Origin of the sequence: Candidatus Competibacter denitrificans Run_A_D11, from assembly GCF_001051235.1 — a bacterium.
Taxonomy (GTDB): Bacteria; Pseudomonadota; Gammaproteobacteria; order Competibacterales; family Competibacteraceae; genus Competibacter_A; species Competibacter_A denitrificans.
The window spans coordinates 25,232-49,523 of the sequence record NZ_CBTJ020000027.1; the positions used below are offsets into that span (position 1 = coordinate 25,232).

Here is a 24,292-nt window from a genome sequence, read left to right on the forward strand (position 1 = left end):
GGCTACACCGCCGAGAAACCCAATAACTCATTGATTTTTAATAATGAAAACCCTGACGCTCACCCGCCCCGACGACTGGCATTTACACGTCCGCGATGGTGCGGCGATGCAATCGGTCGTGCCGCACAGCGCCCGCCAGTTCGCCCGCGCCATCATCATGCCCAATCTGCGCCCGCCGGTGACAACCACCGAGCAGGCGCTGGCCTATCGAACGCGGATTCTGGCCGCCGTGCCGGCGGGATTGGACTTTCAGCCGTTGATGACGCTGTATCTGACCGATAACACGTCACCCGCTGAAATCGACCGGGCCAAGGCATCCGGCCAAGTCGTCGCCTGCAAGCTCTATCCCGCCGGTGCGACCACTCATTCCGACTCTGGCGTGACCGACATGCGGAAAATCTACCCGGCGCTGGCGGCGATGCAGGCGCGGGAATTGCTGTTGCTGGTGCATGGCGAAGTGACTGACCCGGCAGTCGATATTTTCGACCGTGAAGCGGTGTTTATCGAACGGGTGTTGATGCCGGTGGTGCGGGATTTCCCCGCGCTGAAGATCGTGCTGGAGCACATCACGACGCAAGACGCGGCGGACTACGTGCGGCAAGCGCCGACCACGGTTGCCGCCACCATCACCGCCCATCATCTGCTCTACAACCGCAACGCCATCTTCCAGGGTGGCATTCGGCCACATTATTACTGCCTGCCAATCCTGAAACGCGAACGCCACCGGCAAGCGTTGGTACAAGCGGCAACCAGCGGCAACCCCAAATACTTCCTCGGCACCGACAGTGCCCCGCACCCCCAACAGGGCAAGGAAGCGGCGTGCGGTTGCGCGGGGTGCTACACCGCCCATGCCGCGCTGGAACTCTACGCCGAAGCTTTTGATTCGACCGGAGCGCTGGAGCGGCTGGAAGCCTTCGCCAGTTTCCACGGCCCCGATTTCTACGGACTGCCGCGCAACACCGCCACCATCACCCTGCACCGTCAGGCGACAATAGTTCCTGAGCAATTGCCGTTTGGTGAGGATTATCTGGTGCCGCTGCGGGCTGGAGAACACCTAGCCTGGCGCATGGCATAGGCAATTTCAGCCCAGTTCCAGCACATCCCCGTTACCGACAAACAGGTCGGTTTGTGAACCGTTGCGGCCCGTGCCGCGCTGTACCGGCAAACCCAGTTCCAGCATCCTGCTGACTGCCGTGCGCCCGGTGCAGTGGTTGCACGCCAATTTATCGATGCCGTAATCACTCAGGCGGTTGATGATCTGCTCCCGCGCCTCGTCCCAGTCGTCCAGCGGCGCGATATGCAGCCCGCCATAGAGCGCGTGAATCCGCTCGCCACCGACGAAGTTCCTTTGCGCGTAATCGAGCAGATTGAGCACACCAACACAGTGCCGGTGTCGAACCAACCCGTTTCGGAGACACAACGGATTTTTAGCCGTTTCAAAAGACCGATATCGAGTTTGTGTGCAATTGCCATGATAATGATCCCCCTGGGTAGTTCTATAATGAACTCACTAATTCGGTAGGAATAGAGACATCTACCAAGCGTTAAAATAAGGGAGCCACAACCAGCAACAGCAGTAGCAAGACAGGGTTAATATCACTTCAAATCCAAGTTGCTACATGCCTTACATTCAACGGTTATAGCCCAAGGGTGGACACTCCGCCGAGCTATTTTCAACAACACGCTTTTGTTCCGAGGAAGACTATGATCGCAAGAATGGGCAAACTGTGGAGTGCATCACGCTGGCTCAGCGCCTTAATACTGGCGATAGTCATGAGCGAGGGGATTTATGCCGCCGAACCCTCGTGGCAAGAGATCGAAAAAACGGCGCGCGGCCAAACCGTGTACTGGAACGCCTGGGGCGGCGATGAGAAAACCAACGCTTACATCGCTTGGGTCGGTGAGCAGGTGAAAGCCCGTTATGGCATCACCCTTCAGCATGTCAAAGTCGGTGATATCGCCGAAACCGTCTCGCGGATACTGGCCGAAAAATACGCGGGTCGCAACGAAAAAGGCACGGTGGATCTGCTCTGGCTCAACGGGGAGAACTTCCATACCATGAAGGGCAATGGCTTGCTGTTCGGGCCTTTCTCCGAAAAGCTGCCCAATTACCCCCTGGTCGATACCATCACGATCCCCAGCACTACCCTGGATTTCACCGAGCCGGTCGAAGGCATGGAAGTCCCCTGGGGCAAATCCCAACTGGTTTTTATCTACGACACGGCCCAGCTACAAAATCCGCCGAAAACCGTGGCCGAACTGATGGCTTACGCCAAAGCCCATCCTGGCCGCTTCACTTATCCTGAACCGCCCGATGCACTCGGCTCGACCTTTCTCAAGCAGGTCTTGATCGAATTGACCGACCAGCGCGACGCCTTGCAAACACCGGTTGCCGAAACCACGTTCGGCGCGGTGACTGCGCCGCTGTGGGGCTGGCTGGACGAAATTCGCCCCCATCTCTGGCGACAAGGCCAGGCGTTTCCACAAAGCACGCCTGCGCTGCGCCAACTGTTGGCGGATGGTGAAATCGATCTGGCCTTCAGCCTCAATCCCAACGATGCGTCGGCGGAAATTGAAAAGGGGAATCTGCGCAATACCGTGCGCACCTATGTGCTGACGGGCGGCACCATCGCCAACACCCATTTCGTCGCCATTCCCTATAACTCCAGTGCCAAGGAAGGTGCCCAGGTAATCGCTAATTTCCTGCTTTCTCCCGAAGCCCAGACCCGCAAACTGGACCCGACCATCTGGGGCGACCCGACTGTATTGGGGCTTGAAAAGCTGACTCCCGCCGACCGAGAGCAGTTTACCAAGCTAAAACGCGGCATCGCTACACTTAGCCCCGGCGAATTGGGCGCACCGCTGCCTGAACCGCATCCAAGTTGGGTGGAACGACTGGAAACGGCCTGGCGGGCGCGCTATAGCCGCTAGCGTGAGCGGTCTATCACGCCAGCCTGTTGTCTGGCGCATTCTCCTCTTACCGCTCGCCCACGCTCCCGCGTTCACGCTATTTTTGCTGCTGGCCCCGATTGCCGCTGGATTGATCGGCACACTGTTGCCCGCGTTTGGCTGGCTGCCGGTAGTGGGTGCGACTGAATTTTCCCTGGCGCCGTGGCGGGCGCTGCTCGCGGAACCGGGTTTGTGGCATTCGCTGGGATTGACCCTATGGACCGGCTTTGCCACAACTGCACTGTCCTTACTGCTAACACTGAGCTTGCTGGCCACCTGCTATCACAGCCCTTGGCTACACCGTATCCGCCGCTCGTTGGCCCCCCTGCTCGCTATCCCCCATGCGGCGCTGGCGTTCGGCCTGGCATTTCTGATCGCACCTAGCGGCTGGCTTGTGCGCTGGTTATCGCCATGGGCGACTGGCTGGGAGCGGCCACCCGATTTCGCGGGTTTCGGACCCCAAGACCCTTGGGGGATCAGCCTGATTCTGGCCCTGACCCTCAAGGAAGCGCCGTATCTGTTGTTCATGGGGCTAATCGGTTTGGCACAGCTACCGATTGCGGCTTGGTCGGCCATGGCCCGCTCGCTCGGCTATGGCCCCATCGGCACATTTTTGAAAATCATCTTGCCTTCGCTTTACCCGCTATTGCGCTTGCCGGTGTTCGCTGCCCTGACGTTCGCTTTGACGGTGGTCGATATCGCTTTAATCATCGGCCCCAGCACGCCACCGACGTTGGCGGTGCAGGCGCTGCGCTGGTTCAATGATCCCGAGCTAACCCGAAGGCTACCGGCAGCGGCGGCCGTGCTTTTATTGCTTCTGCTGGCTCTGATTTCGGTGGCGACTTGGGAAAGTGCGATGCGACTGTTGGCATACTGGAGCCGACCTTGGTTGATCGGTGGCCGACGCGGTGGCGGGGGAGATTTCGCCAAATGGGCGGCGCTCGGCGGTGGTCATTTGGTGCTGGCGCTAGCAACGCTGAGCGTCTCCGTTATGCTCGTGTGGTCGTTCGCCCGCCGCTGGGCTTTTCCACTGATGTGGCCGGAACAATGGACTCTAGAAAACTGGTACGGCCAAATCGACAATCTGTTGCTAATGACCTGGAACACGATCACCGTCGGCGTGGCGGCAACCGGGCTGGCGCTGCTGTTATCGGTTGCGTGCCTGGAGCATGAAGTCCACCGGCGGGTGACATTTGCCGGGCGCAGTGTATGGCTGCTGTACCTCCCGCTGTTGGTGCCACAAATCGGCTTTCTGTTTGGAATTCAAGTGCTGCTGGTTTGGGGTCATCTCGACGGCGGCTGGCTGGCGTTGGTCTGGACCCATCTTCTATTCGTGCTGCCTTACGTGTTTCTGTCGCTGGCTGACCCTTGGCGCACTTTCGATCCGCGCTACAAGCAAACCGCGCTCGCGTTGGGAACGAGCCGCGCCCGCGCCTTCTGGCGAGTCAAATTACCCATGCTATGCGGTCCGGTGGCGGTCGCGGTGGCGGTAGGGTTCGCGGTCAGCGTCGCCCAATATCTGCCGACGCTATTCGCGGGCGCGGGCCGTTACGCCACGATCACAACCGAAGCGGTAACACTGGCAAGTGGGGCCAACCGGCGGATTATCGGCGTGTATGCAGTGGCGCAAGCCGCACTGCCGTTGTTGGGATTCCTGGCAGCGCTGTGGGTGGCCCGAAAGCGGCAATCATAAAATGACTCCTGATTCCCAAAGACTCATCTTGCAAGGTGTGCATATCCGCCTACAAAACCGGCCCTTGTTCGCACCATTAAATTTGACGATCCATCCCGGCGAAGTGGTGACGGTGATGGGGCCGAGCGGCTGCGGCAAATCGACGCTGCTCAACTACCTCTGCGGTACGCTGCCGCCCGCGTTTCAGGCGGAAGGTTCCGTGCGGCTTGGCGGGCGCGAGCTGGTGGATTTGCCGGTAGAACAACGGCGCATCGGTATCTTATTTCAAGACGCCCTGCTCTTTCCGCATCTCACCGTCGCTGAAAATCTAGCCTTTGGCCTGCAAAGCGGCCTTTCGCGCCAGACTCGGCGCTTTCGGGTCGAATCCGCCTTGCTGGATGCGGGGCTGGAAGGTTTGGGTGGACGCGATCCGACGACGTTATCCGCCGGTCAGGGCGCGCGTGTTGCCCTGATGCGCACCCTGTTGGCAGAACCGGCGGCGCTGCTACTGGATGAACCCTTTTCCAAGCTGGACACCGAGTTGCGGACACGGATGCGAACGTTTGTCTTCGAACACGCCCGCCAACGGCGTCTGCCGACCCTATTGGTTACCCACGACCCCGCTGATGCCACTGATGCGGGTGGCCCCATGATCGAGCTGGATCAAATAGCCTCGGTTAATGCCGCGAACCCGGTGGTAATGCGGGCAAATCCCGAAAATCCCGAAAACGATCCGCGCTCCGTTCCAAATGTCCCCCGTCGCCCATAATCTCTTCCGCCAGTTGCGCGAAATCGGCCGGTTCGTCGGACAGGATATTGTCGTATAGAGTGGGGTCCCAACATTCGATGCGCTGCGCATACGCCAGCAGAATTACGGCGTCGCGGATACCAGCGTAGTCCAGCAGACGGCGCGGCAACAGTAACCGGCCGCCGGTATCCAGTTCCAATTCGGTCGCGCCCCGATGAAAGTAGCGGGCAAAATCGCGATGCTTCTTAACGAAGGGGTTCAGGCGGTCGAGCTGAGCGGTCACGCGCCGCCATTCGGTGAAAGGATACAGCACCAGATGCTGCTCGAAACCGCGATTGACTACAAAGCGGCCCTCGGCTTCGATGGGCAATTGCTTGCGCAAGGCGGCCGGCAGCGCGATTCGCAGTTTAGAATCGAGCTTGCATTCGAACTCGCCAAGGAAACCGCTCATCAATCAATCGCTTGTTTTTGCCGTGATTCGACTCAAAATGTCACGCTAGGTAAAGATTTTTCAAGCTCTTAAAAGCGGCCTAGCGGCAACAATTCCGCTCCCACAAAAAACGCTTGGCACACACCGGTAAATTACGCGCCTGGCGTTGCTTAAAGTCAATTCGATGATCCTATTCATTCTACCGCCAGCCCAACAGTACAATCAGGTTTCCTGCCAGCGGAACCGGATATCCGCCCGCGATTGGGTAGATTCGATCAGTCGGGCGTTTGGCTCATCGGTCTGGGCCACCCAATCGCGGGCTGCTTGAGGCGCGCGGCCAAACTGCTCGTGCCGATCTATCAACCGCTTTAGGCGCAGATGGGAATCGACCTCCACATACCAAACCTCATCAAGCAGAGCGCGCACCTTGGCCCAGTGGCCGCGATCCAGCAACAGATAGTTGCCTTCCGTAATGATCAGCGGCGTATCGGCAGATACTGGGATCGCGCTGGCAATCGGTTCCTCAATTTCCCGACGGAATTCAGGTGCGTAGATCACTTCATCGCGCGATTGCGCTCTCAGTCGCTGCAACAGCGCCACATAGCCGGCGCTGTCAAACGTATCTTCCGCTCCCTTGCGCCCAGCCCGACCTAGACGGACGAGTTCCACGTTGGCCAGATGAAAACCATCCATGGGGACCACCACCGCCCGCTCGCCGAGATGTTCACCCAAAACGTGCGCGAGGGTGGATTTACCGCAGCCCGGTGGCCCAACGATGCCCAGAATTTTGCGCTCACCGCCGGCCAGCAGTGCGTTCAGCCGCGACCAATACATTTCTCCGATCATCCTGGCCGGCTCAACCCAGAGAAATTAAAAAGACCTGTATCATCAAGATGCTGAGTAGGGCGATGAGGACCGTCCTGATCCAGAGACTGCTACGCCTCAACCTGATCCTTCGGATAGACTCTCACTAGCATGATGCGGGGGCCGTTCATTTTCTTCACCACCACATCGAATTGATCGAATTCGGTTTTCTGGCCTTCATGCGGCAAATCACCCAGCTTCCACATAATCAAGCCACCGATGGAATCGACACTTTCGTTTTCAATTTCGACACCTAATTCCCGCTCCAGCGAGAAAATCGGCAAGCTACCTTTGCCGATCAAGGTGCCGTCATCCATCCGGGTCCAATCGTTCTGGCTCTGGCGGAACTCATCACGGATGCCGCCAACCAATGCCCCCAGCATATCGTCCAGGGTGATGAAACCATCGGCTTTGCTGCCTTTCTGACCGACGATGGCAAAATGCGGTGCGCCTTTGCGAAAGCGCCGGAATAGATCGAATGCCGGGGTGTTGGGCGCAACGTAATGCGCCGGGCGCAGATAATCGTTGAAATGCTCAATGGGTTTGCCATGTTGCTGGGCCAGAAATAAATCTTTCAAATGCACGATGCCCAGCACCATTTCGCCATCCTTAGCGAAATAGGGATAGCGGCTGTAACGACTGTGGTAGATGGTATCGAGATTTTGGCCGAGGGGACGATTCTGGTGTAAACCCACCACTTCGCCGATGGGCCGCATCAACTCCGATACTTCCAGATCGCTGAAATCCAGGGTATGCGCCACAACGCGCAATTCGTCACGGCTCATCTTTTCTGAGGGGTTACTATCCCGCAAGATCAGCTTGAGTTCGTCCGCCGAGTAGTGAGCATCATGCCCCTGTGCGCCATCGAGACCCACTAACCGCAGCACACCCGTTGCGCTGGCATTCAGTAGCCAGATCGCTGGATACATCGCCCAATAGAACAGATAAAGTGGAATGGCGATCCACAGCGAAACCTGTTCGGGCCGGCGGATGGCCAAGGATTTGGGCGCCTGCTCGCCCACCACGATATGCAGAAAGGTGATGGTGGAGAAGGCGAAAAGGATGGAAATAATGTGGATCATTTCCGACGAACGGATGTCCAAATGCTCGAACACAGGCGCTAACAAGCGGGCGAAGGCCGGCTCACCGATCCATCCCAGCGCCAGCGATGCCAGCGTGATGCCCAACTGGCACGCAGATAAGTACGCATCAAGATGACCATGCACCGTGGTCAGAATCCGCCCGCGCCAACCATAAGCCTTGGCGATGGCGCCAAGGCGGGTCTGCCGCAGCTTCACTAAGCCAAACTCGGCCGCTACAAAAAAACCATTCAACGCCACCAATAGCAGCGCCGCCACCACCAACACAAAATTTTCCAAAAGCGCGTGTTCCAATAAACGGGGATTTGAGTATAGGAGACGCGGTAAGATCAGGCCAGAAGATCGGCCTGGATAGGATGGAGGAAGGTTCCGCTCTCGGTCATGAACGATACTGACCGAAATCCGGCCCCCGCTCTGGCAAGGGACGTGGTTTGCCTTCGTTGTCAACCGCGACGTAGACAATCACTGCTTCCGTCACCTTGGCAGTTTCCAGCGTGCCATCGTGCGCCCGCTGGGTGAACACTTCCACCAAGACCGTGATCGAGGTTTTGCCGGTTTTTTGCACCTGGGCGAAACAGCTCACCAGATCACCGACATAGACCGGCTTATGAAAATTCATTGAGGTGATCGCTACGGTGAGAACCGGCCCACCGGCGTACTCCAAAGCGAGGACGCCACCGGCCACGTCCATCTGCGCCATGATCCAGCCACCGAAGATTTTTCCACTGGGATTGGTGTCGGCCGGCATGGCCAGAATGCGCACCATCGGCTGTCGGTTGTGGGGAAAACGGTCCTGCTCTTGGGGATCATGGGAGATCATAAACAGCTCCTGGCTGGGGCGGCACAGTTCCATCGGTGCGATAAACTCCGCATCGTGGAGGGGAACAGTCGGCGGAGATTCGCTCTGTCGCGGTCTTCCCGCCTCCATCTAGCGGTAACTCCGACTATCATAGCTGATGAAAGGTCATATCCCTTCGCGAGGCTCGAAAAGCGCATGCCACATACGAAAACGGTTGCCGTTTACGCCGCTGATGAGGTCAGTCATTACGGGTTTGAAGACCATCCCTTCAGCGAGGATCGTGTCCACGCCTTCTGGGATGAAATGCATATCCGCCAGCTTGCAGATCAGGTTCGCATTTTCCAGCCGATTATGGCCACCGAAGAGCACCTGCGGTTGTTTCACACCCTGGACTATATTGAAAAGGTTAAACATCATTCCGCAATCGGTGAAGGCTTGCTGGATTACGGAGATACGCCGGCTTACAAAGGCGTCTACGAAGACGCAGTGAAAGTGGTCGGCTCGGTGCTGGATGCTGTCCATAAAGTGATGCATGGTGAGCTGCGCCGAGTTTTCTTGCCCATCGCCGGATTGCACCACAGTATGCCCAACACAGCGTCCGGCTTTTGCGTATTCAATGATGTGGGTGTCGCGATCAAACTTTTGCAACAGGAATACGGTCTGGAGCGCATCGCCTATGTGGACATTGATGCCCATCACGGCGACGGTGTGTTCTACCCGTTCGAAAACGACCCGACCGTCATCTTTGCCGATATCCACGAAGATGGCCGCTACAACTTTCCTCAAACCGGCTTTTCCTACGAAGTCGGCAAGGGGCCGGCCAAGGGTCGCAAACTCAACATCCCGCTGTTACCGCTATCGGCGGATGACGACTTTCTGATGATGTGGGAGCAAATCGAAACCTTTCTGCACCGCTGGCAACCCCAGTTCGTCTTCATGAACTGCGGAGCCGACGGACTAGACGGCGATCCGCTCGCCCACTTGCACTATACGGCCCGCGCACACCGCCGGGCCGCTCGCGGTCTTTGCGAGATCGCTGAAGAGTACGCCGAGGGCCGCCTGATCGGGGTCGGCGGCGGCGGCTATGACTTGCGCAACATCGCCAATGCCTGGACCGCCGTTGTTGACACCTTCCTGGAAACCCCAATGCGATAAAACATTGGCCGTTTCTTTGGTCTGCCCTGCTCCCAAAGAATGACTTAAAAAGACTGCATTGACAGTATTATTATGGGCTGGAAAGGGTCTTTCAGCGAAAAAAGCAGATACCTTTTGGGAAGACGCTTCATTGCCCCGCGCCTGCTTGAGCGTATCCATGCAGGCCAAGCGCCGAAAAAATCCTGTACCCATCATCCTCAATAAGTTAAAGTAAACTCATAACTTTCAATCGATTCGCCCGCTCTTCATCCTGTGAAGCAGCGGGCGCTTGCCGTTACAGAGGTTGTAAATGTTCGGTCGGGAAAGGCGCATCGCCGGGATGACTAACCCGTTCTGCGACGACCCCCACGCAGGGGCGGTGATTGTCGTCCGATCACCAGAGCAAACGATCCCAGCACCGGCCAAGCGCCTGATGTGTGGCGGATTTTCCGCAGTGATAGTGTGAGGTTCGGCGATGCATTGCCCATTTTGCAATACACCTGATACCCGTGTAATCGATTCGCGGCTATCAGCCGAAGGCGATAAAGTCCGGCGTCGCCGCGAGTGCCCCCATTGCAGTAGCCGTTTCACCACCTACGAATTAGCGGAACTACCCATGCCGCCGGTCGTCAAGCGCGATGAGCGCCGCGAGCCTTTTCTCGATGAGAAATTGCGTATTGGCCTGCGGCGTGCCTTGGAAAAACGCCCGATCAGCCCCGAACGGATTGAGGAAGCCATCGCTCGTATCAAGAACCGGGCGCGCGCTTGTGGAGAACGAGAGCTGCACAGCCAACAGATTGGTGAATGGGTTCTGGAAGAGCTGCGGGCCTTGGATCACATCGCCTATATCCGTTTTGCGTCGGTCTATCGTAATTTTGCCGACATTGACGCCTTTCGCGAAGAAATCGGCCGTTTGCAAAAAATGCCGGGAGCGGCGGATTCCGGCTGATGTCTTCTGACGATTACCGCTATATGGCGCGAGCCTTGACGCTCGCCCGGCGCGGCTTGTACGGCACTGATCCCAATCCCCGAGTCGGTTGTGTATTGGTTCGTGACGGTGCGATTGTCGGCGAAGGTTGGCACGAGCGCGCTGGCGAACCCCATGCCGAAGCTATCGCACTCGAAGAAGCAGGCAAAAAAGCGCGCGGCGCCATGACCTATGTGACCCTCGAACCTTGTTGCCATTACGGCCGAACGCCACCGTGTACCGATGCCTTACTCAAAGCTGGCATCGCGCGCTTAGTGGCCGCCATGCCTGACCCCAACCCACAAGTCGCGGGTAAAGGTCTGGCCATCCTGCGGGATGCCGGAATCCGGGTAGACTGTGGTTTGCTGGAAACCGAAGCGCGCGCACTCAATCCCGGTTTCATCCAACGCATGACCGAAGGCCGCCCCTTTATTCGAATCAAGCTGGCGATGAGTCTAGATGGGCGCACGGCGCTGGCTTCTGGTGAAAGTCGGTGGCTGACCAGCGAGGCCGCGCGCACCGATGTGCAGCGGCTACGGGCGCGCAGTTCGGCGATTCTGACCGGCAGCGGCACCCTGCTGGCCGATAATCCAAGCCTTAATGTGCGGTTGCCGGCAACGACCCGCCAACCCGTGCGGGTTATCCTTGATACGGCGCTGCAAACACCAGCAACCGCTAAAACCTTGCGCCTGCCCGGCCCGGTGCTGATCTGCACCGCCGTGGCCGATGCCGATGCGCAAAGCGCGGTGCGCGCGGTAGGCGCCGACATCGCGGTGCTGCCGCGTGCGGAACGTGGCTTGGATCTACATGCTGTCATGGGCGAACTGGCCCGCCGCGAATGCAATGAAGTACACGTCGAGGCCGGACCCACTCTGGCCGGTGCGCTCTTACAGGCGGATTTAGCCGATGAAATTGTCATTTATATCGCACCGTTACTGCTTGGCGACCGGGCGCGCAGCCTGTTTCAGTTACCCGAACTGACCCGGATGCAGGAATGCTGGGCGCTGGATATCCTCGAAACACGCGCGGTGGGGAGGGATTGGCGCCTGACCCTACGGCCCCGCCGGCGGCGGGCACCGCCACCATCCATTAGCGACCGGAGTCCAGTGATGGCCGATGGCGCAAGGTAACCACCCCATGTTCACCGGCATTATTACCGCTGTCGGAACCCTGGTCGCCCGCCAAGCGCAGAATGGCGACCTGCGCTTGCGCATCGCCACAGGCAAGCTGGATTTAACCGATGTCCGGCTTGGCGACAGTATCGCGGTCAGTGGCGTCTGTTTGACCGCTGTGCAACTGCCTGGGGATGGCTTTTGGGCCGACGTATCGCGCGAAACCCTGGAACACACGACCTTGGGCGCCGCTAAATCAGGGGCACGGGTCAATCTAGAAAAAGCCTTGACTCCGACCACCCGGCTCGGCGGCCATCTGGTCAGCGGTCATGTCGATGGCATTGGCACCATCACGGATTGGCGACCGGACGGCCGTTCCTGGCGGCTGCGGATTCAAGCGCCGGACGCGCTGGCCCGCTACATCGCCGCTAAAGGCTCGATTTGCGTCGATGGGGCCAGCCTGACCGTCAATCGGGTGGACGGTGCCGCCTTCGAGCTAAACATAGTCCCCCATACGCTGGCGGAAACCACGCTCGGCGATTTTCAATCGGGACAATCAGTCAATCTCGAAGTCGATCTGATCGCCCGCTATCTGGAACGGCTGTTACTAGGCGACCAGGCCACCCGACCGGGTAAAGCCCTTACCGAAGCGCTCTTGCGCGAACACGGATTTTGGAAAGAGTCATGACATTCGACCGTATCGACGGTATCCTCGCAGATTTGCAGCAAGGTAAAATGGTAATCGTCATGGACGACGAAAACCGGGAAAACGAAGGCGATCTCCTGATGGCGGCCGCGCTGGTTCGCCCCGAAGACATCAATTTTATGGCGCGCTATGGGCGTGGCCTCATCTGCCTGACCCTGACCCGCGAACGCTGCCAGCAACTGCGCTTGCCGCTGATGGTGCAAGACAACGCCACCCCCTACTCCACCAACTTCACTGTCTCTATTGAAGCCGCGCGTGGCGTCACAACCGGCATTTCCGCCTACGACCGTGCCCACACCATCCGCACCGCCGTTCGCCCCGATGCCAGACCCGAAGATTTGGTCCAGCCCGGCCACATCTTTCCGTTGATGGCTCAAGCGGGCGGCGTATTGACCCGTGCCGGTCACACTGAAGCCGGCTGTGATTTGACCCGGTTGGCCGATCTGGAACCCGCCGCAGTGATCGTTGAAATCCTCAACGAGGACGGCACCATGGCGCGGCGCCCCGACCTGGAACGGTTCGCCGAGCAGCACGGTTTGCGAATTGGCACCATCGCCGACTTGATCCGCTATCGGATGCAAAACGAAAAAACCGTCGAGCGCGTCGCCGATACCGTATTGAACACCGAATTCGGCCCATTCCGAGTGTTGACCTATCAGGATGTGGTCAGTCACCAAGTGCATCTTGCCTTGGTCAAAGGCGAGATTGCGCCCGATGAACCGGCGTTGGTCCGGGTTCATGTGCAACAATTGCTCAATGATCTGCTCGGCTTGCGTTTACCCGACGCTGGCTGGCCACTGCGCGATGCTTTGCAACGGGTAGCGCGCGAGCCGGCGGCGGTGTTCGTCTTCTTGAGTAGACCGGAAGATCCAGCGGCGTTGATCCGGCGGATTCGAGGCTATCAACTGGGTGCTGCCGAAGCGCCGCGCGCCGCTGACCAAAGCGCCGAATTGCGTACTTACGGTTTGGGCGCGCAAATTTTACTCGACATCGGGGTGCGCCGGATGCGGGTGCTGGGCGCGCCGAAACGGCTGACCGGTCTATCGGGCTTTGATCTCGAAATCGTTGATTATGTTTCCTGAATTTCCCCTGCCACCCACTAATCCAGAACTCACCATGTCTGCTATCGCTACCTTTGAAGGGGATTTCACCCCGCCGCAAGACGCCCGCTTCGCCCTGGTCGCGGCTCGCTTCAACAGCTTCATCGTGCAAAGCCTGGTCAATGGCGCGGTCGATAGCTTGCGCCGGCACGGTGTCCCGGAAACCCAGCTTGATTTGATCTGGACACCTGGCGCCTTCGAACTGCCACTAGCCGCCCAACGTCTTGCCGCCAGCGAACGCTACGCTGGCATCATCGCCTTGGGTGCGGTGATTCGTGGCGGGACACCGCATTTCGAATACGTCGCCGGCGAATGCGCGAAGGGCTTGGCGAGCGTCTCATTGCACTACAACATCCCCATCGGCTTCGGCGTACTCACCGTGGACAGCATTGATCAGGCAGTGGAGCGAGCCGGCACCAAAGCCGGTAACAAGGGTACGGAGGCCGCCCTGTCGGTGTTGGAGATGGTCAGCCTCTTGCGTCGGCTGGAACGCTGAATCGTGCGCAACCCCACTCACAAAAAATTACCCAGCAAGCGGGTTTGGTCGCGTCGTTGTGCCGCCCAGGCGCTGTATGAATGGCAGCTAGCCGGTGGTGAACCCGCCCGAATCGCCGCCGAATTTCTGGCCCATCAAGACTTGGGCAAAGCCGACCTGGCGTATTTTCGGGAACTGGTTGAGAAAATTCCGCTGCATGTCACGGAAATCGATGCGGCCTTGGCGCCGTTTCTAGACCGGCCACCGGCACAGGTCGATCCGGTGGAATGCGCGATCTTGCGCATCGGTGGTTATGAGCTGATGCAGCGCCCTGACATTAACCACCGCGTTGCCATCAATGAAGCGGTCGAACTCGCTAAGATCTTCGGCGCCGAACAAGGTCACCGCTTTGTTAATGGCGTGCTCGACAAACTAGCCCGCGCCGTGCGTCCCAATGAATTTGCCGTACCCACTTAACGCCTAACACCGCCTTTTCCCGATCTCCCGACTAACCTTTAAAAACCCGATAAAAACGGAGCACCGACCCGTATGGTGTCAGGCCCTATCGCCATCACCAGTGAAATCTTGCAGGTAGGCGGGCATGGCTTAACTGCACCCGAAGATGCTGCGATTTACCTGATCAATTTCGATGGCCACACCGCACTGGTTGACGCCGGTACCGGGCGAAACCCAACACGTCTGTTCGATCAACTGAAAAAAATCGGCGTGCGCCCAGACGGCATTGAGTATCTGCTACTGACCCATTGTCATTACGATCACACCGGGGGTGCGTTTGAGCTACGCACCAAACTGGACTGTCCGGTACTGGCGCACCACCTGGACGCGGATTTTCTGGAACGTGGGGATAATGAAGTTACCGCCGCCAGTTGGTATGGGGCGAAACTCCATCCCTGTCCGATTGATCGGCGCTTAAAAGGCGACCAGGAAATCCTATCCCTGGGGAACCGGTCGATCACCGCACTTCACATTCCGGGCCATTCGCCAGGCTCACTGGCTTTCGTGGCCGAATCGGACGGTCAAACCGTCCTGTTTGGCCAGGATGTGCATGGACCGCTGGATGTTCGCTTACTCTCCAATCGAACCGATTATCTGGCTTCGCTCGAACGCCTGCTGGCACTGGAAGCGGATATCCTCTGCGAAGGCCATTACGGAATCTTTCGGGGCCAATCGACGGTTACCAACTTCATTCGTTCCTTTCTGCAAGAACCCTATTAGCGGCCGTGCGCCTTTAGGGTGATAACCCGAACAGATGGAGTGCGCGGCGCAAGGCAGCGCGAGTCGGTTCGCTGTTTTCAGGGGCCACCAGAGCCTGTCGGATAAACGCTTCGGTTTTGGCACGATTCTGGGAAAATCGATAGCTATTGGCGAATGCGCCGACCGCTTTATCCGACTCGTCCATCGCCCCATAGACTTCTCCCAGGTTATACCATGACGACGTGCGCGCCGGAGCAAGGGAGATCGCATAGACCAATTGGTGCTCAGCCCGCTTAAGCAGGTTCAGTTTGAGATTGGCGTAACCGAGATTGGCTGCGATTTCGACATCGGCCGGATTGGCTTGTTGGGCCTGTTGGAACGCGACAGCGGCAGCCGGATAATCCTTGCGCTGCAAGGCATCCAAACCCTGTTGGTTTAGCGCGCGGGCCTCCTTGCCGTTTTGTTGGGCAGGTCGAGGGACGCCCTCCAACTGCCGTTGGCTCACCTGCAAGCCGGCCTCATCGTTCTTGAGCGATTGGCCAAGCATCCGCTGCACCTGGCTGAAAACCACATCGTAATCTCCGGCGTCGCTCGACACGGCTATGCCTAATAGGCTACCCAGCAGCAAAATCTGCAAGATTCGGTTCATCGCGTCCTCATCGTTTCCGTAGCAAAAAGCGAGTCACTTCCTGGGCAAACGATTTGGCTCGCCAGGTACTGGTCGCAGTGACGTGGGTTGTGTAAGGCATCACCCATAATCCACAGTTGGGAATGGCGCCAAACATCTCCAAAATTTGTTCCAGTGGCGCGATGGGATCTCGATCACCGACCACCAATAAAGTCGGCTGGAAGATATTTTCCAGAATTTCCAATTGATGGGCATGATCAGTGGTCGCCGGCGCCAGTGCCTCTGCGACCCGACCGATGACCTCCTCCCACGCATCCGGCCCGCCTTGTGGGCGATGAACGTCGCTTAACCACTTGTTCATGCCAACATCACGCCAGTAGCCGGGATCAGCCATATCGCGCGTGCCGGCATGAGTCGCTCGATCCTTGCGGTAGCCGACCCGATACAACACCAGCTTGCTAACCCGCTGCGGATGATAGAGCGTCAACCACAGAGCCACCGCCCCGCCGAGCGAAGACCCCACCAAATGCGCCTGGGGCACGGCCAATTCATCCAGCAATGCCAACACAGCCCGGCTCATATCGCTGACTGCGAGTTTTTCGGCCACCATCGGGCTGCTGCCATGCCCCAGATGGTCGGGGACGATCACCCGGAAATGCCGGGCAAACGCTGGAATCTGGGGCGTCCACTCCGCACCGCTCATGCCGCCGCTATGGAGGAGAACCAGCGGTTCGCCTCGACCGCTTTCCGTGTAATGCAATATCGCCATGCTTGCACGCTCAACGCTGGATGATCAATGTCACGATTATAGCCACCCTCTGCGGCTTGCCTGATAATGGTCCAATCATCATTAAGGAGAACGCCACATGGCCATGTCATCCCACAGCTACCGCGCCCTTGGCCGCCATGGCTTTCACCGTATCCATTACACCGAATGGGGCGACCCCGCCAACCCGAACGTGTTGATTTGTGTACACGGTTTTACCCGCACGAGCCGCGATTTCGACTTTCTCGCCGCCGCGTTGGAAAAAGACTATCGGGTGCTCTGCCCGGATGTGGTCGGTCGTGGCAAGAGCGACTGGCTAAACGACAAAACCGAGTATGGCTATCCGCTCTACATCAATGACTTGGCGATGCTGCTGGCACGGATCGACGCCGAGCGGATCGATTGGGTCGGTACCTCCATGGGCGGCCTGATCGGCATGTTTCTGGCCAGCTACCCAGAAACCCCCATCCATAAACTGCTGATCAATGATGTTGGGCCGCGCATTCCCGCCGCTGGGCTGAAACGGGTTGCCGATATTGTTGGTCGGGTCATCACGTTCGACAGCATCGAGCACATGGACCGCACACTACGGATTTTTGCCGCTGTTTTCGGCAACCTCACCGATGCGCAATGGCGTCACATGATCATCCACAACGCGCGGCAATTGCCGGACGGCCGCTATACGGCCAACTACGATCCCGGTATCGCGGACAATCTAAAAACCATGGATTTGCAAGACATCGACCTGTGGTCAGTATGGGATACGATCCGCTGTCCGACGCTGGTGCTGCGTGGCGCCAATTCCGATGTACTAGAACATGCTGATGCTATCGCCATGACCGAACGCGGTCCCAAGGCGCAACTGATCGAACTACCGGGCATGGGACACGCCCCCGCGCTGATGGCGGATGATCAAATCGCCCTGGTCCGTGACTGGCTACTGGCGGATTGACCCGTCGTGTCGATGACCGATGCCGTTGCGGTCGCTGGAGGTTAGCGTATCTTGCCAAATTGACAGTCAAGCGGCCCGGCGTCGATAAACAGTTGCCAGCCAGATACCGAGCGCGATGAGGGCGATACCGACCCCATGGAAGGGATAAAGCCGTTCACCGAGAAAAATCATGGCCAGCACAGCGCCAAATGCGGGCATCAGATGTAAGAACTGACCGGTACGGTTAGCCCCTAACTCAGCGACCGCGCGATTCCAAAAGATATACGCCAGGATTGACGGGAACAGCGCGAGATAGCCAATGCTGCTCACCGTCGCGAAATTGACGGCGATCCGGTGGCCCTGTGCCACATCCCAAGCGTAGAGCGGCGCCAGAATCACAATCCCGAACACCATGGTGGTCGCCTGGAACACGAGTGGCTCAAGCCCAACGGGCCGCCAGCGCAAGCAAACCGAGTACAGCGCCCAGCTAAAAACAGCCGCCAGCGCCCACAAATCACCGGGATTGACCTGGCGGGCCAGCAACACCTCGATATCACCCCGACCGACGATCACCAGCACGCCGGTCAGCGAAACCAAAATCCCGACGGCTTGCCAGACTGTCACGGTTTGCCGCAGCAGAAAAAACGACAAGCCGACGATCAACACCGGCGTCACCGACAGCGTAATCAGCGCATTCGTGGCGGTGGTCTGTTGCAACCCGATATAAACCAAGGTGTTGAAGTTGACCACGCCCAGCACGCTGAGCAACAGCAGGATCGGCCAATGCCGGCGCAGCAGTGCCCGTTGCATCCAGAGGGACGCGCCCACAAACGGTAGCAAGATCAGTAAAGCGACCGCCCAACGCCAAAACGACAGCGCAAACGGGGTAAACACCGCGTGCATGGCCCGGCCCAGGACAAAATTGCCGGACCAAAACAGGGTGGTCAGTACCAGCAGCAGATAAGGCGACGGCTGCCGAAGACGTACACAGTTCAGCATGGTGCCATGCCTGTCAGATTTGTAGTACGGTTGCGCTGGCCAACGGAGCCGCTACAACCAGCGCTCCAGCATCATTTCAAGATCGCTCACCTGAAAAGGTTTGCCCAGAAAATCATCCATGCCCGCTTCCAGGCATTTCTCCCGGTCACCCGATAGGGCGTGTGCCGTGAGGGCAATGACCGGTAAATGGCCCAAGCCCCGCTTCTGTTCGTCTGCTCGAATCTTGCGTGTCGCCTCGTAACCATCCATCTCCGGCATCTGACAATCCATCAGCACCAAATCAAAGCGGTTGCGCTCTAGGGCTTGTAGCCCTTCTATACCATTGTTGGCGATCTCCACGATCAAGCCAAATCGCGCCAGCATCGCTTGGCACACCAATTGATTGACGGGATTGTCTTCCACCACCAAAACCCGCTTGCCCTCCAACGGGGGTTGTGTCCGCTGTGGGCTATCGCTCGCCGCCGCCGCCGCCATTTCAGCCTCGTCAGAACCGAAAAATTTCACCAAAACCTGATATAAATCCAGAGAACGCAACGGTTTATGCAGTCGGGCCGTAATCGCCGCGTGCTCCTCCGGGTACTGCCCGGTTTCCATCAGCACCAACGGAATCGTCGCTAAGGACTGATCCGCCTCGATAGTACTCGCCAGTTCAATACCGTCCATCATCGGCATATGCCGATCCAGCAGGGCCAATGAATACCGCTCGCCTATCTCCACACCGCGCCGAAGCTCAGTCAGCGCCGCGACCCCACTTGACACCCGCTTAGGCTGCGGCCCCAGCGCCCGCAGCCTATCGTGCAACGCCTGGCCACTGGTCACGTTGTCATCGACGATCAGCACCCGTTGTTCCCGCCACGCGCGGGGTGCCGCCCAGATCACGCTCATAACGGTGGTCAGGGGCAAGGCGAAAGAGAATTCGGCGCCTTCTCCCGCTACGCTACGCACCAGCAGAGCACCACCCATCAGAGCAACCAATTGTCGAGAAATGGTCAAACCCAAACCGGTGCCGCCATACTTGCGGGTGGTGCTGCCATCGCCCTGCACAAACGCATCGAAAATGCTGGCCTGTTGCGCTTCGCTCATCCCGATGCCGGTGTCGCTCACCATAAAGCGCACCCAACCCTCTTGAATGCTCTCCACCCGCAGCACCACTTCGCCTTGCTCAGTGAACTTAATCGCATTACTCAGCAAATTGGTTAACACCTGGTGCAGCCGGATCGGATCGCCCTGCACCCGCAATGGCACGCGATCCCCCACCACCGCAACCAGTTCCAAACCTTTACGATGCGCATCGGCGGCCAGCAGCGCCACGGTCTCTTCGACTTGCTCACGTAAATCAAACGCGATGGATTCCAGATACAACCGCCCCGCCTCCAGTTTAGAAACATCCAGAATATCATTGATAATTCTCAATAAACTTTTTGCCGATCCCTGAGCGGTTCGCAGAAAAGCGCGCTGCCTGGTATCCAGCTCCGTTCCTTCCAGCAGATCACACATACCGATCACCCCGTTCATGGGTGTGCGGATCTCATGGCTCATGTTTGCCAGAAATTCCGACTTAATCACGCTGGCGCGGTCGGCGGTTTCCTTGGCAGCCCGCAGAGCGCGCTCGTGGCGCTCGAAAAGCCGCGCCGCACCATAGGCGATCAAGCCAGCCAGCAACAACCCGCCGGTGCTGACCCAGATCAAGGTCCACATCAGTGCTTGTTGCTGGCTGGCCAGGACTCTTTGCAGTGCCTCCGTATCCTTTTGCACGCGACCGACCAAACCGTCGATCTGATCGGTGACCGCGCGCGCAATGCGACGACTATCCGTCAGCCACACCTCAATCTGCCCTTCGAGATTGAGGATTTGCCCACGCAGTGCGAACAGGCCCTCCCCATCAGCGCCGATAAATGCCAGATTCCGATCAATACGACCGACGTTATCGGCCAACACCGGATTGCGATGGGCCAGTTCGCTGGTCTGAAAAGCCTCAGCCGCTGCCTGGAAAATCTCGTAGGACCGTTTGAAGCGATCTTGCAACCCCAACAGCGTTTTTGGATCGTTGGCCTCAGCGGTGGTGGCCAGCAACGCGAAGACCAAATTTCCTTCGGCGCGAATGTCCAGCGCAAAACGCAAATCGCGCATCATCTGCTCAATGAGCTTTGACAAATCGGTTTGTGACTCAGCCAATTCTTCCTGCAAGTGCTCGGTCAGATGTTCTCTCAGGTGAGCCAGATACGTTTCAATGGCAACCTTAAATTCTCGTCGGGCGTCAGCGGCCGGAATATCCGTCGATTCGGCACGAAAAAAACGCTCCGCAGCAGCACTCAGGATCTTAAAATCGTCGTTTAAGCGCGCATGTTGCAAACCCCGTAGAGTCTCCAATCCTGTACGAATTGGCCCATTGTCAGATTGGGCCAGGCTTTGGCTCTGATGATCCGTCTGCCCACAGTTGGGGCATTCAAGCGACAGCCGCAGATCTGTGGTCGCCAACACCTGCTGTACATGTTGGTCTTGCATCACCTGGACGGCGGTTATCTGCTGGCGTACCACACGCTTGGCCAATAATTGGTTGAGTGAAGTCACCCCGTAAATAACGGGGCTAACGGTATCATTGAAGTCACTGTGCGCTTTGTGGATATCGGCCAGCAGATCATTCTGCTGCTCTTCGAGTAAAAGCCGCTCGGTGTTGGCTGACTTGAGGGTTTGCAGGGTATGCGACAGGAGCGCAACCCGGTCCCGCAGAATAGCGATGATGTTCGGATCGGCACGAGCACCCAAACGGGTGATGTAAATGCTAATTTCACGGATCAGCGCATCCAGACGAGTGGCCAGTTGGTTCAATTGCTCTTGATCACGGGCGCCGGCCAGGGTGGGGGCCAGGGCTGCCAATAGCGCGCTGCGCTCCGATAGCCGTAACGCCGCCAGCGTTTCTGGAAGAATCTCGTGCGTCGTGCCCTCGACCGCTGCCCCTAGCCGGTTGGTCATGTAAAGCGCCAGACCGACCGTCACCACCAAAATGGCAGCAATACCGCCAAAGGTCGCATATAAAGCGGTCTTAAAGCGGTTCCTTTCCGCACTACCGGCTCTACTGCCCATTCAATCCCTCACAATAAGCCGTTGGCGCGTAAAATCTCGCCCGCATTGGACCGGTCGATGGTCAAAGTCGGTAAAGTCACACGCCTGGCGACAGGCTCACCCCGTAGAAAGCGCAGTGCCTGCCGGATCGCTTCACTACCGGGCGTTTTATAGAGGAAAGTCGCGGTGAGGACCCCCTCGCTGACCCACTTCACTCCCTCGGCCGGGATACCGTCCACCCCCAGGAAACTGATGTTCTTGTCCCGCCCTACCTCCTTGGCCGCCAGATAAGCCCCGTAAGCCATTGGGTCGTTGTGTGCATAGACCAGATCAATCTGCGGGTGAGCGGCTAGGGTATCTGCCATGATCTCGTAGCCACGATCTTGCTTCCAGTCACCGTCGCTGGGTTGATTAATGATCTCGATTCCCGGCTCTTGGCTGACGATTTCATAAAAACCCTCATGGCGCTTGTGCGATGCAACGGTTTTCATGCCGCCCCAGATTTCCACCACTTTTCCCCGCGCTTTGCCGGTCCCGCCCAGCAGTTTGACCACATAACGGCCGATCTCCCGGCTGATTTCACGATTATCACCACCGATGAACTGCGTGTAGCGATCATTGGCCACCCCCCGATCCAGGACGAACACCGGAATCCCGGCGTTAAAAGCTTTGCTGACGACAGGCGTTAGTTCTTCTGTGGTTTTGGGTGAAATCAGGATCGCATCGACTCGCTGGGCGATGAGTGCTTCCATATCCGCGATCTGCTGTTCGATCTTATCCATAGCATCCTTCACGACCAGATCGACTTCGGGATAGTTAGCGGCTTCCTCGCGCAATTCCTTATTGAAGAGCAAGCGCCAAGGTTCGGTGGTGGTCGCTTGGGAAAAACCGATCACGAATCGCCGCTGTTGGGCGACCGCTGGCGGGCGTGGCCCTTCAGGCTGGGATGACAAACCCATGGCGGTACGATAAATGGCAAGCTGGCTTTCACGCCCCAAGCTGTCAGTGATCTTCTCCCAATCCGCCGCCACTTGATTCAATGCGTCTTCCACGGAAACCGCCCCCTTGAGTGCTTCGATCACCGGGATTTCCAAGGCTTCGCTATAACGGAAGAACCCAGGAATCCGAAGATCCAAGGCCGCTTGCGGGGAATCGAGGCTGGTGCGCAGTACTTCCAGATACTCGGCCGCCGCCGACCGCGTAAACATCCGTGTCCAGGCATCGATACTCGTGAAATGCGTCAACCGGTAAGGGTTGATACCAGTCCCGCTGGTCACCACATCGTGCAAGCTATTCTCAGGATTGGAATACCATTGGATATAATCCCAGGCTGCCGCCTGCTGGCGGCTGTTGCGCGGCACGCTGGCTACCCAACCGCCTGCCGCCAAGAACGGTGCTTTGTGTGGGCGCTCGAAGCGCTGCCATTGCCAGGTGCGGGCGTTCCATACCTCCCGACTGCCGGGCAAGACGAAATAGCCGACCTTGCCAACCACGCGCGATTGCTGGGGATCGTTGGCAAGAGAACCGGTATCACCCCAATCCAGAATCAGTGCGGTACGGCCGCTCAAAAAAGCCTGGCGTGCTTCGACGATTCCATACGTCTTGGCGTCCGGTGGGCAAAATTTCAGGATCTCCACATAATCTCGAACCGCCCTTACCCAGCCTGGATTATTGATTTGTGCCCGCATGGTATCGGGATCGAAGAATTGCGCGCCCTTGAAATCCGGGTGATTGGTGTAAGCGGAGGCACGACTGAACACGTCCCAAAATTGCTGGCCACCGCGCACAAACGCTTCGGCCGCCCCGTACAACGCCATGCCGCCCGGCCCCTGACGACCGGTGAAAAACTCGGCGATATCCCGATAGTCGGCCCAGGTATCCGGTGGTGCCAGATCCCGACCGTAGCGTTCACGAAACTCAGCGCGATTCTTGGGGTCTTCAAACAGATCTTTGCGGTAATAACCCTGAAACAGATCGCCATCCACAGTGATAGCAATCCACTTACCGTTCCAGGTCATCAACCGTTCACGAAATATCGGGAGAATGTCGTCGAACGTTTCATTGTGAACTAATTCGGACGGGATCTCGGTGAGATGGGGCGCAAAATCACCCGCCCAAGGCGACATATAAAGCAGCACATCATAGACAGGTTCCGGCGCGGTCATCGACGCTTTAAATGCATCGAAGAGTTGGCCAAATGGTGTACTGATGACTTTCACCTTACCGCCGGTTCGTTGCCCCCAAGTCAAGGCATGGGCCTTGGCGGGTCCGCTAATCGTCGGGGCGTTATGTACACCGACGGTGATTTCGATACCGGCAAAACGCTGTTCAGGCGACGAGTCCGCCACGGCGAGACCCCAACCTAAAAATACCGTGCAGAGAACCGCCCAGCCCCCAATGGAGAAAACGGCTTTTCCAGCCGCCTTAGCGACCGCCCACATGAGACATGCCCTTACCGACACTTGGCGTACCCTCTCGACCCATTGCTGACTCACCGATATACTCGAATTGCTCACTGGCTCAAGCATTTTAGCCTTCTTATCCATGATTTATTGATTTAACTCATAAATACCCACCGAACTGTATTATGGCAGATAGCGCTTGATGGTAGCTTTTCCCCTTGGTTGCCGAACG

General features: G+C 57.8%; 23 protein-coding genes. 13 read left to right on the top strand and 10 right to left on the bottom strand.

Annotated elements, in window-relative coordinates; all coding sequences use genetic code 11:
• Positions 1–43: 43 nt before the first annotated feature.
• Positions 44–1,075 (top strand): dihydroorotase, encoded by a 1,032-nt coding sequence (gene pyrC / locus BN873_RS04990; protein WP_048671265.1) that lies wholly within the window; start codon positions 44–46, stop codon positions 1,073–1,075.
• Positions 1,076–1,081: 6 nt separating this feature from the next.
• Here pyrC and BN873_RS04995 read toward each other — a convergent pair whose 3' ends face one another.
• Positions 1,082–1,375 carry an MBL fold metallo-hydrolase gene (locus tag BN873_RS04995; RefSeq protein ID WP_048671267.1) on the bottom strand — a complete coding sequence of 98 codons (294 nt, stop codon included), beginning with the start codon at positions 1,373–1,375 and terminating at the stop codon, positions 1,082–1,084.
• Between the two features lie 329 nt (positions 1,376–1,704).
• Here BN873_RS04995 and BN873_RS05000 point away from each other — a divergent pair, with 329 nt between their 5' ends.
• The 3 genes from BN873_RS05000 to BN873_RS05010 are packed head-to-tail and all read left to right on the top strand — an operon-like array spanning position 1,705 to position 5,390.
• A complete protein-coding gene (locus BN873_RS05000) occupies positions 1,705–2,931 on the top strand; it encodes an ABC transporter substrate-binding protein (RefSeq protein ID WP_082161097.1) in 1,227 nt (408 codons plus the stop codon).
• 1 nt (position 2,932) lies between these two features.
• Positions 2,933–4,642 (top strand): ABC transporter permease, encoded by a 1,710-nt coding sequence (locus BN873_RS05005; protein ID WP_242434371.1) that lies wholly within the window; start codon positions 2,933–2,935, stop codon positions 4,640–4,642.
• Position 4,643: 1 nt separating this feature from the next.
• Positions 4,644–5,390, top strand: coding sequence for an ATP-binding cassette domain-containing protein (locus BN873_RS05010; protein WP_071244005.1), 747 nt, complete (start codon positions 4,644–4,646; stop codon positions 5,388–5,390).
• On the opposite strand, the gene mraZ is transcribed toward BN873_RS05010, so the two are convergent.
• The 4 genes from mraZ to BN873_RS05030 all read right to left on the bottom strand — a co-directional run bounded on the left by mraZ (position 5,299) and on the right by BN873_RS05030 (position 8,583).
• Positions 5,299–5,820, bottom strand: coding sequence for a division/cell wall cluster transcriptional repressor MraZ (mraZ, locus tag BN873_RS19335; RefSeq protein ID WP_082161098.1), 522 nt, complete (start codon positions 5,818–5,820; stop codon positions 5,299–5,301). The two genes, BN873_RS05010 and mraZ, sit on opposite strands and share 92 nt — an antisense overlap.
• Before the next feature lie 201 nt (positions 5,821–6,021).
• Positions 6,022–6,645: a nucleoside/nucleotide kinase family protein gene (locus BN873_RS05020; RefSeq protein ID WP_048671273.1), complete on the bottom strand. Its 624-nt coding sequence runs from the start codon at positions 6,643–6,645 to the stop codon at positions 6,022–6,024.
• Between the two features lie 89 nt (positions 6,646–6,734).
• Positions 6,735–8,042, bottom strand: a complete 1,308-nt coding sequence (locus BN873_RS05025) for a hemolysin family protein (protein WP_048671275.1) — start codon at positions 8,040–8,042, stop codon at positions 6,735–6,737.
• 100 nt (positions 8,043–8,142) lie between these two features.
• Positions 8,143–8,583 carry an acyl-CoA thioesterase gene (locus BN873_RS05030; protein WP_048671628.1) on the bottom strand — a complete coding sequence of 147 codons (441 nt, stop codon included), beginning with the start codon at positions 8,581–8,583 and terminating at the stop codon, positions 8,143–8,145.
• A gap of 174 nt (positions 8,584–8,757) precedes the next feature.
• Here BN873_RS05030 and BN873_RS05035 point away from each other — a divergent pair, with 174 nt between their 5' ends.
• The 8 genes from BN873_RS05035 (at position 8,758) to BN873_RS05070 (ending at position 15,292) form a co-directional block, all read left to right on the top strand.
• Positions 8,758–9,717: an arginase family protein gene (locus BN873_RS05035; protein WP_048671277.1), complete on the top strand. Its 960-nt coding sequence runs from the start codon at positions 8,758–8,760 to the stop codon at positions 9,715–9,717.
• Positions 9,718–10,171: 454 nt separating this feature from the next.
• Positions 10,172–10,645 carry a transcriptional regulator NrdR gene (gene nrdR, locus BN873_RS05040; protein ID WP_048671279.1) on the top strand — a complete coding sequence of 158 codons (474 nt, stop codon included), beginning with the start codon at positions 10,172–10,174 and terminating at the stop codon, positions 10,643–10,645.
• Positions 10,645–11,793 (top strand): bifunctional diaminohydroxyphosphoribosylaminopyrimidine deaminase/5-amino-6-(5-phosphoribosylamino)uracil reductase RibD, encoded by a 1,149-nt coding sequence (ribD, locus tag BN873_RS05045; RefSeq protein WP_071244007.1) that lies wholly within the window; start codon positions 10,645–10,647, stop codon positions 11,791–11,793. The genes nrdR and ribD overlap by 1 nt, the downstream gene beginning before the upstream one ends.
• Before the next feature lie 7 nt (positions 11,794–11,800).
• Positions 11,801–12,463 (top strand): riboflavin synthase, encoded by a 663-nt coding sequence (locus tag BN873_RS05050; protein WP_048671630.1) that lies wholly within the window; start codon positions 11,801–11,803, stop codon positions 12,461–12,463.
• Positions 12,460–13,563, top strand: a complete 1,104-nt coding sequence (gene ribBA, locus BN873_RS05055) for a bifunctional 3,4-dihydroxy-2-butanone-4-phosphate synthase/GTP cyclohydrolase II (protein ID WP_048671281.1) — start codon at positions 12,460–12,462, stop codon at positions 13,561–13,563. Before BN873_RS05050 ends, ribBA begins: the two co-directional genes overlap by 4 nt.
• Before the next feature lie 34 nt (positions 13,564–13,597).
• Positions 13,598–14,077 (top strand): 6,7-dimethyl-8-ribityllumazine synthase, encoded by a 480-nt coding sequence (gene ribH / locus BN873_RS05060; protein WP_048671631.1) that lies wholly within the window; start codon positions 13,598–13,600, stop codon positions 14,075–14,077.
• A gap of 3 nt (positions 14,078–14,080) precedes the next feature.
• Positions 14,081–14,533: a transcription antitermination factor NusB gene (gene nusB, locus BN873_RS05065; protein WP_048671283.1), complete on the top strand. Its 453-nt coding sequence runs from the start codon at positions 14,081–14,083 to the stop codon at positions 14,531–14,533.
• A gap of 72 nt (positions 14,534–14,605) precedes the next feature.
• The gene (locus BN873_RS05070) at positions 14,606–15,292 is read left to right on the top strand and encodes an MBL fold metallo-hydrolase (RefSeq protein WP_048671286.1); all 687 of its coding nucleotides are present in this window, start codon (positions 14,606–14,608) and stop codon (positions 15,290–15,292) included.
• Between the two features lie 13 nt (positions 15,293–15,305).
• Here BN873_RS05070 and BN873_RS05075 read toward each other — a convergent pair whose 3' ends face one another.
• Together BN873_RS05075 and BN873_RS05080 are read right to left on the bottom strand one after the other, a co-directional pair.
• Positions 15,306–15,920: a tetratricopeptide repeat protein gene (locus BN873_RS05075; protein WP_048671288.1), complete on the bottom strand. Its 615-nt coding sequence runs from the start codon at positions 15,918–15,920 to the stop codon at positions 15,306–15,308.
• Positions 15,921–15,927: 7 nt separating this feature from the next.
• Positions 15,928–16,668 carry an alpha/beta fold hydrolase gene (locus tag BN873_RS05080; RefSeq protein WP_102046995.1) on the bottom strand — a complete coding sequence of 247 codons (741 nt, stop codon included), beginning with the start codon at positions 16,666–16,668 and terminating at the stop codon, positions 15,928–15,930.
• Positions 16,669–16,765: 97 nt separating this feature from the next.
• On the opposite strand from BN873_RS05080, the gene BN873_RS05085 reads away from it, so the two are divergent.
• Positions 16,766–17,617 carry an alpha/beta fold hydrolase gene (locus BN873_RS05085; protein WP_048671290.1) on the top strand — a complete coding sequence of 284 codons (852 nt, stop codon included), beginning with the start codon at positions 16,766–16,768 and terminating at the stop codon, positions 17,615–17,617.
• Positions 17,618–17,683: 66 nt separating this feature from the next.
• On the opposite strand, the gene BN873_RS05090 is transcribed toward BN873_RS05085, so the two are convergent.
• From BN873_RS05090 to BN873_RS05100, 3 genes are read right to left on the bottom strand one after another with little or no spacing between them, the layout of a single operon-like run.
• A complete protein-coding gene (locus BN873_RS05090) occupies positions 17,684–18,595 on the bottom strand; it encodes a DMT family transporter (RefSeq protein WP_048671291.1) in 912 nt (303 codons plus the stop codon).
• A 51-nt stretch (positions 18,596–18,646) separates the two neighbouring features.
• Complete coding sequence (locus tag BN873_RS05095) at positions 18,647–21,679, bottom strand: hybrid sensor histidine kinase/response regulator (RefSeq protein WP_048671293.1); 3,033 nt, start codon at positions 21,677–21,679, stop codon at positions 18,647–18,649.
• Between the two features lie 8 nt (positions 21,680–21,687).
• Positions 21,688–24,153 carry an extracellular solute-binding protein gene (locus BN873_RS05100; protein WP_171820418.1) on the bottom strand — a complete coding sequence of 822 codons (2,466 nt, stop codon included), beginning with the start codon at positions 24,151–24,153 and terminating at the stop codon, positions 21,688–21,690.
• Between the last annotated feature and the right edge of the window lie 139 nt (positions 24,154–24,292).

Coding starts and splice junctions, on each gene's coding strand:
- pyrC (WP_048671265.1), top strand. CDS start 44: ATGAAAACCCTGACGCTCACCCGCCCCGACGACTGGCATTTACACGTC.
- BN873_RS05000 (WP_082161097.1), top strand. CDS start 1,705: ATGATCGCAAGAATGGGCAAACTGTGGAGTGCATCACGCTGGCTCAGC.
- BN873_RS05010 (WP_071244005.1), top strand. CDS start 4,644: ATGACTCCTGATTCCCAAAGACTCATCTTGCAAGGTGTGCATATCCGC.
- mraZ (WP_082161098.1), bottom strand. CDS start 5,820: ATGAGCGGTTTCCTTGGCGAGTTCGAATGCAAGCTCGATTCTAAACTG.
- BN873_RS05020 (WP_048671273.1), bottom strand. CDS start 6,645: ATGATCGGAGAAATGTATTGGTCGCGGCTGAACGCACTGCTGGCCGGC.
- BN873_RS05030 (WP_048671628.1), bottom strand. CDS start 8,583: ATGATCTCCCATGATCCCCAAGAGCAGGACCGTTTTCCCCACAACCGA.
- BN873_RS05035 (WP_048671277.1), top strand. CDS start 8,758: ATGCCACATACGAAAACGGTTGCCGTTTACGCCGCTGATGAGGTCAGT.
- nrdR (WP_048671279.1), top strand. CDS start 10,172: ATGCATTGCCCATTTTGCAATACACCTGATACCCGTGTAATCGATTCG.
- ribD (WP_071244007.1), top strand. CDS start 10,645: ATGTCTTCTGACGATTACCGCTATATGGCGCGAGCCTTGACGCTCGCC.
- BN873_RS05050 (WP_048671630.1), top strand. CDS start 11,801: ATGTTCACCGGCATTATTACCGCTGTCGGAACCCTGGTCGCCCGCCAA.
- ribBA (WP_048671281.1), top strand. CDS start 12,460: ATGACATTCGACCGTATCGACGGTATCCTCGCAGATTTGCAGCAAGGT.
- ribH (WP_048671631.1), top strand. CDS start 13,598: ATGTCTGCTATCGCTACCTTTGAAGGGGATTTCACCCCGCCGCAAGAC.
- BN873_RS05070 (WP_048671286.1), top strand. CDS start 14,606: ATGGTGTCAGGCCCTATCGCCATCACCAGTGAAATCTTGCAGGTAGGC.
- BN873_RS05075 (WP_048671288.1), bottom strand. CDS start 15,920: ATGAACCGAATCTTGCAGATTTTGCTGCTGGGTAGCCTATTAGGCATA.
- BN873_RS05080 (WP_102046995.1), bottom strand. CDS start 16,668: ATGGCGATATTGCATTACACGGAAAGCGGTCGAGGCGAACCGCTGGTT.
- BN873_RS05085 (WP_048671290.1), top strand. CDS start 16,766: ATGGCCATGTCATCCCACAGCTACCGCGCCCTTGGCCGCCATGGCTTT.
- BN873_RS05090 (WP_048671291.1), bottom strand. CDS start 18,595: ATGCTGAACTGTGTACGTCTTCGGCAGCCGTCGCCTTATCTGCTGCTG.
- BN873_RS05095 (WP_048671293.1), bottom strand. CDS start 21,679: ATGGGCAGTAGAGCCGGTAGTGCGGAAAGGAACCGCTTTAAGACCGCT.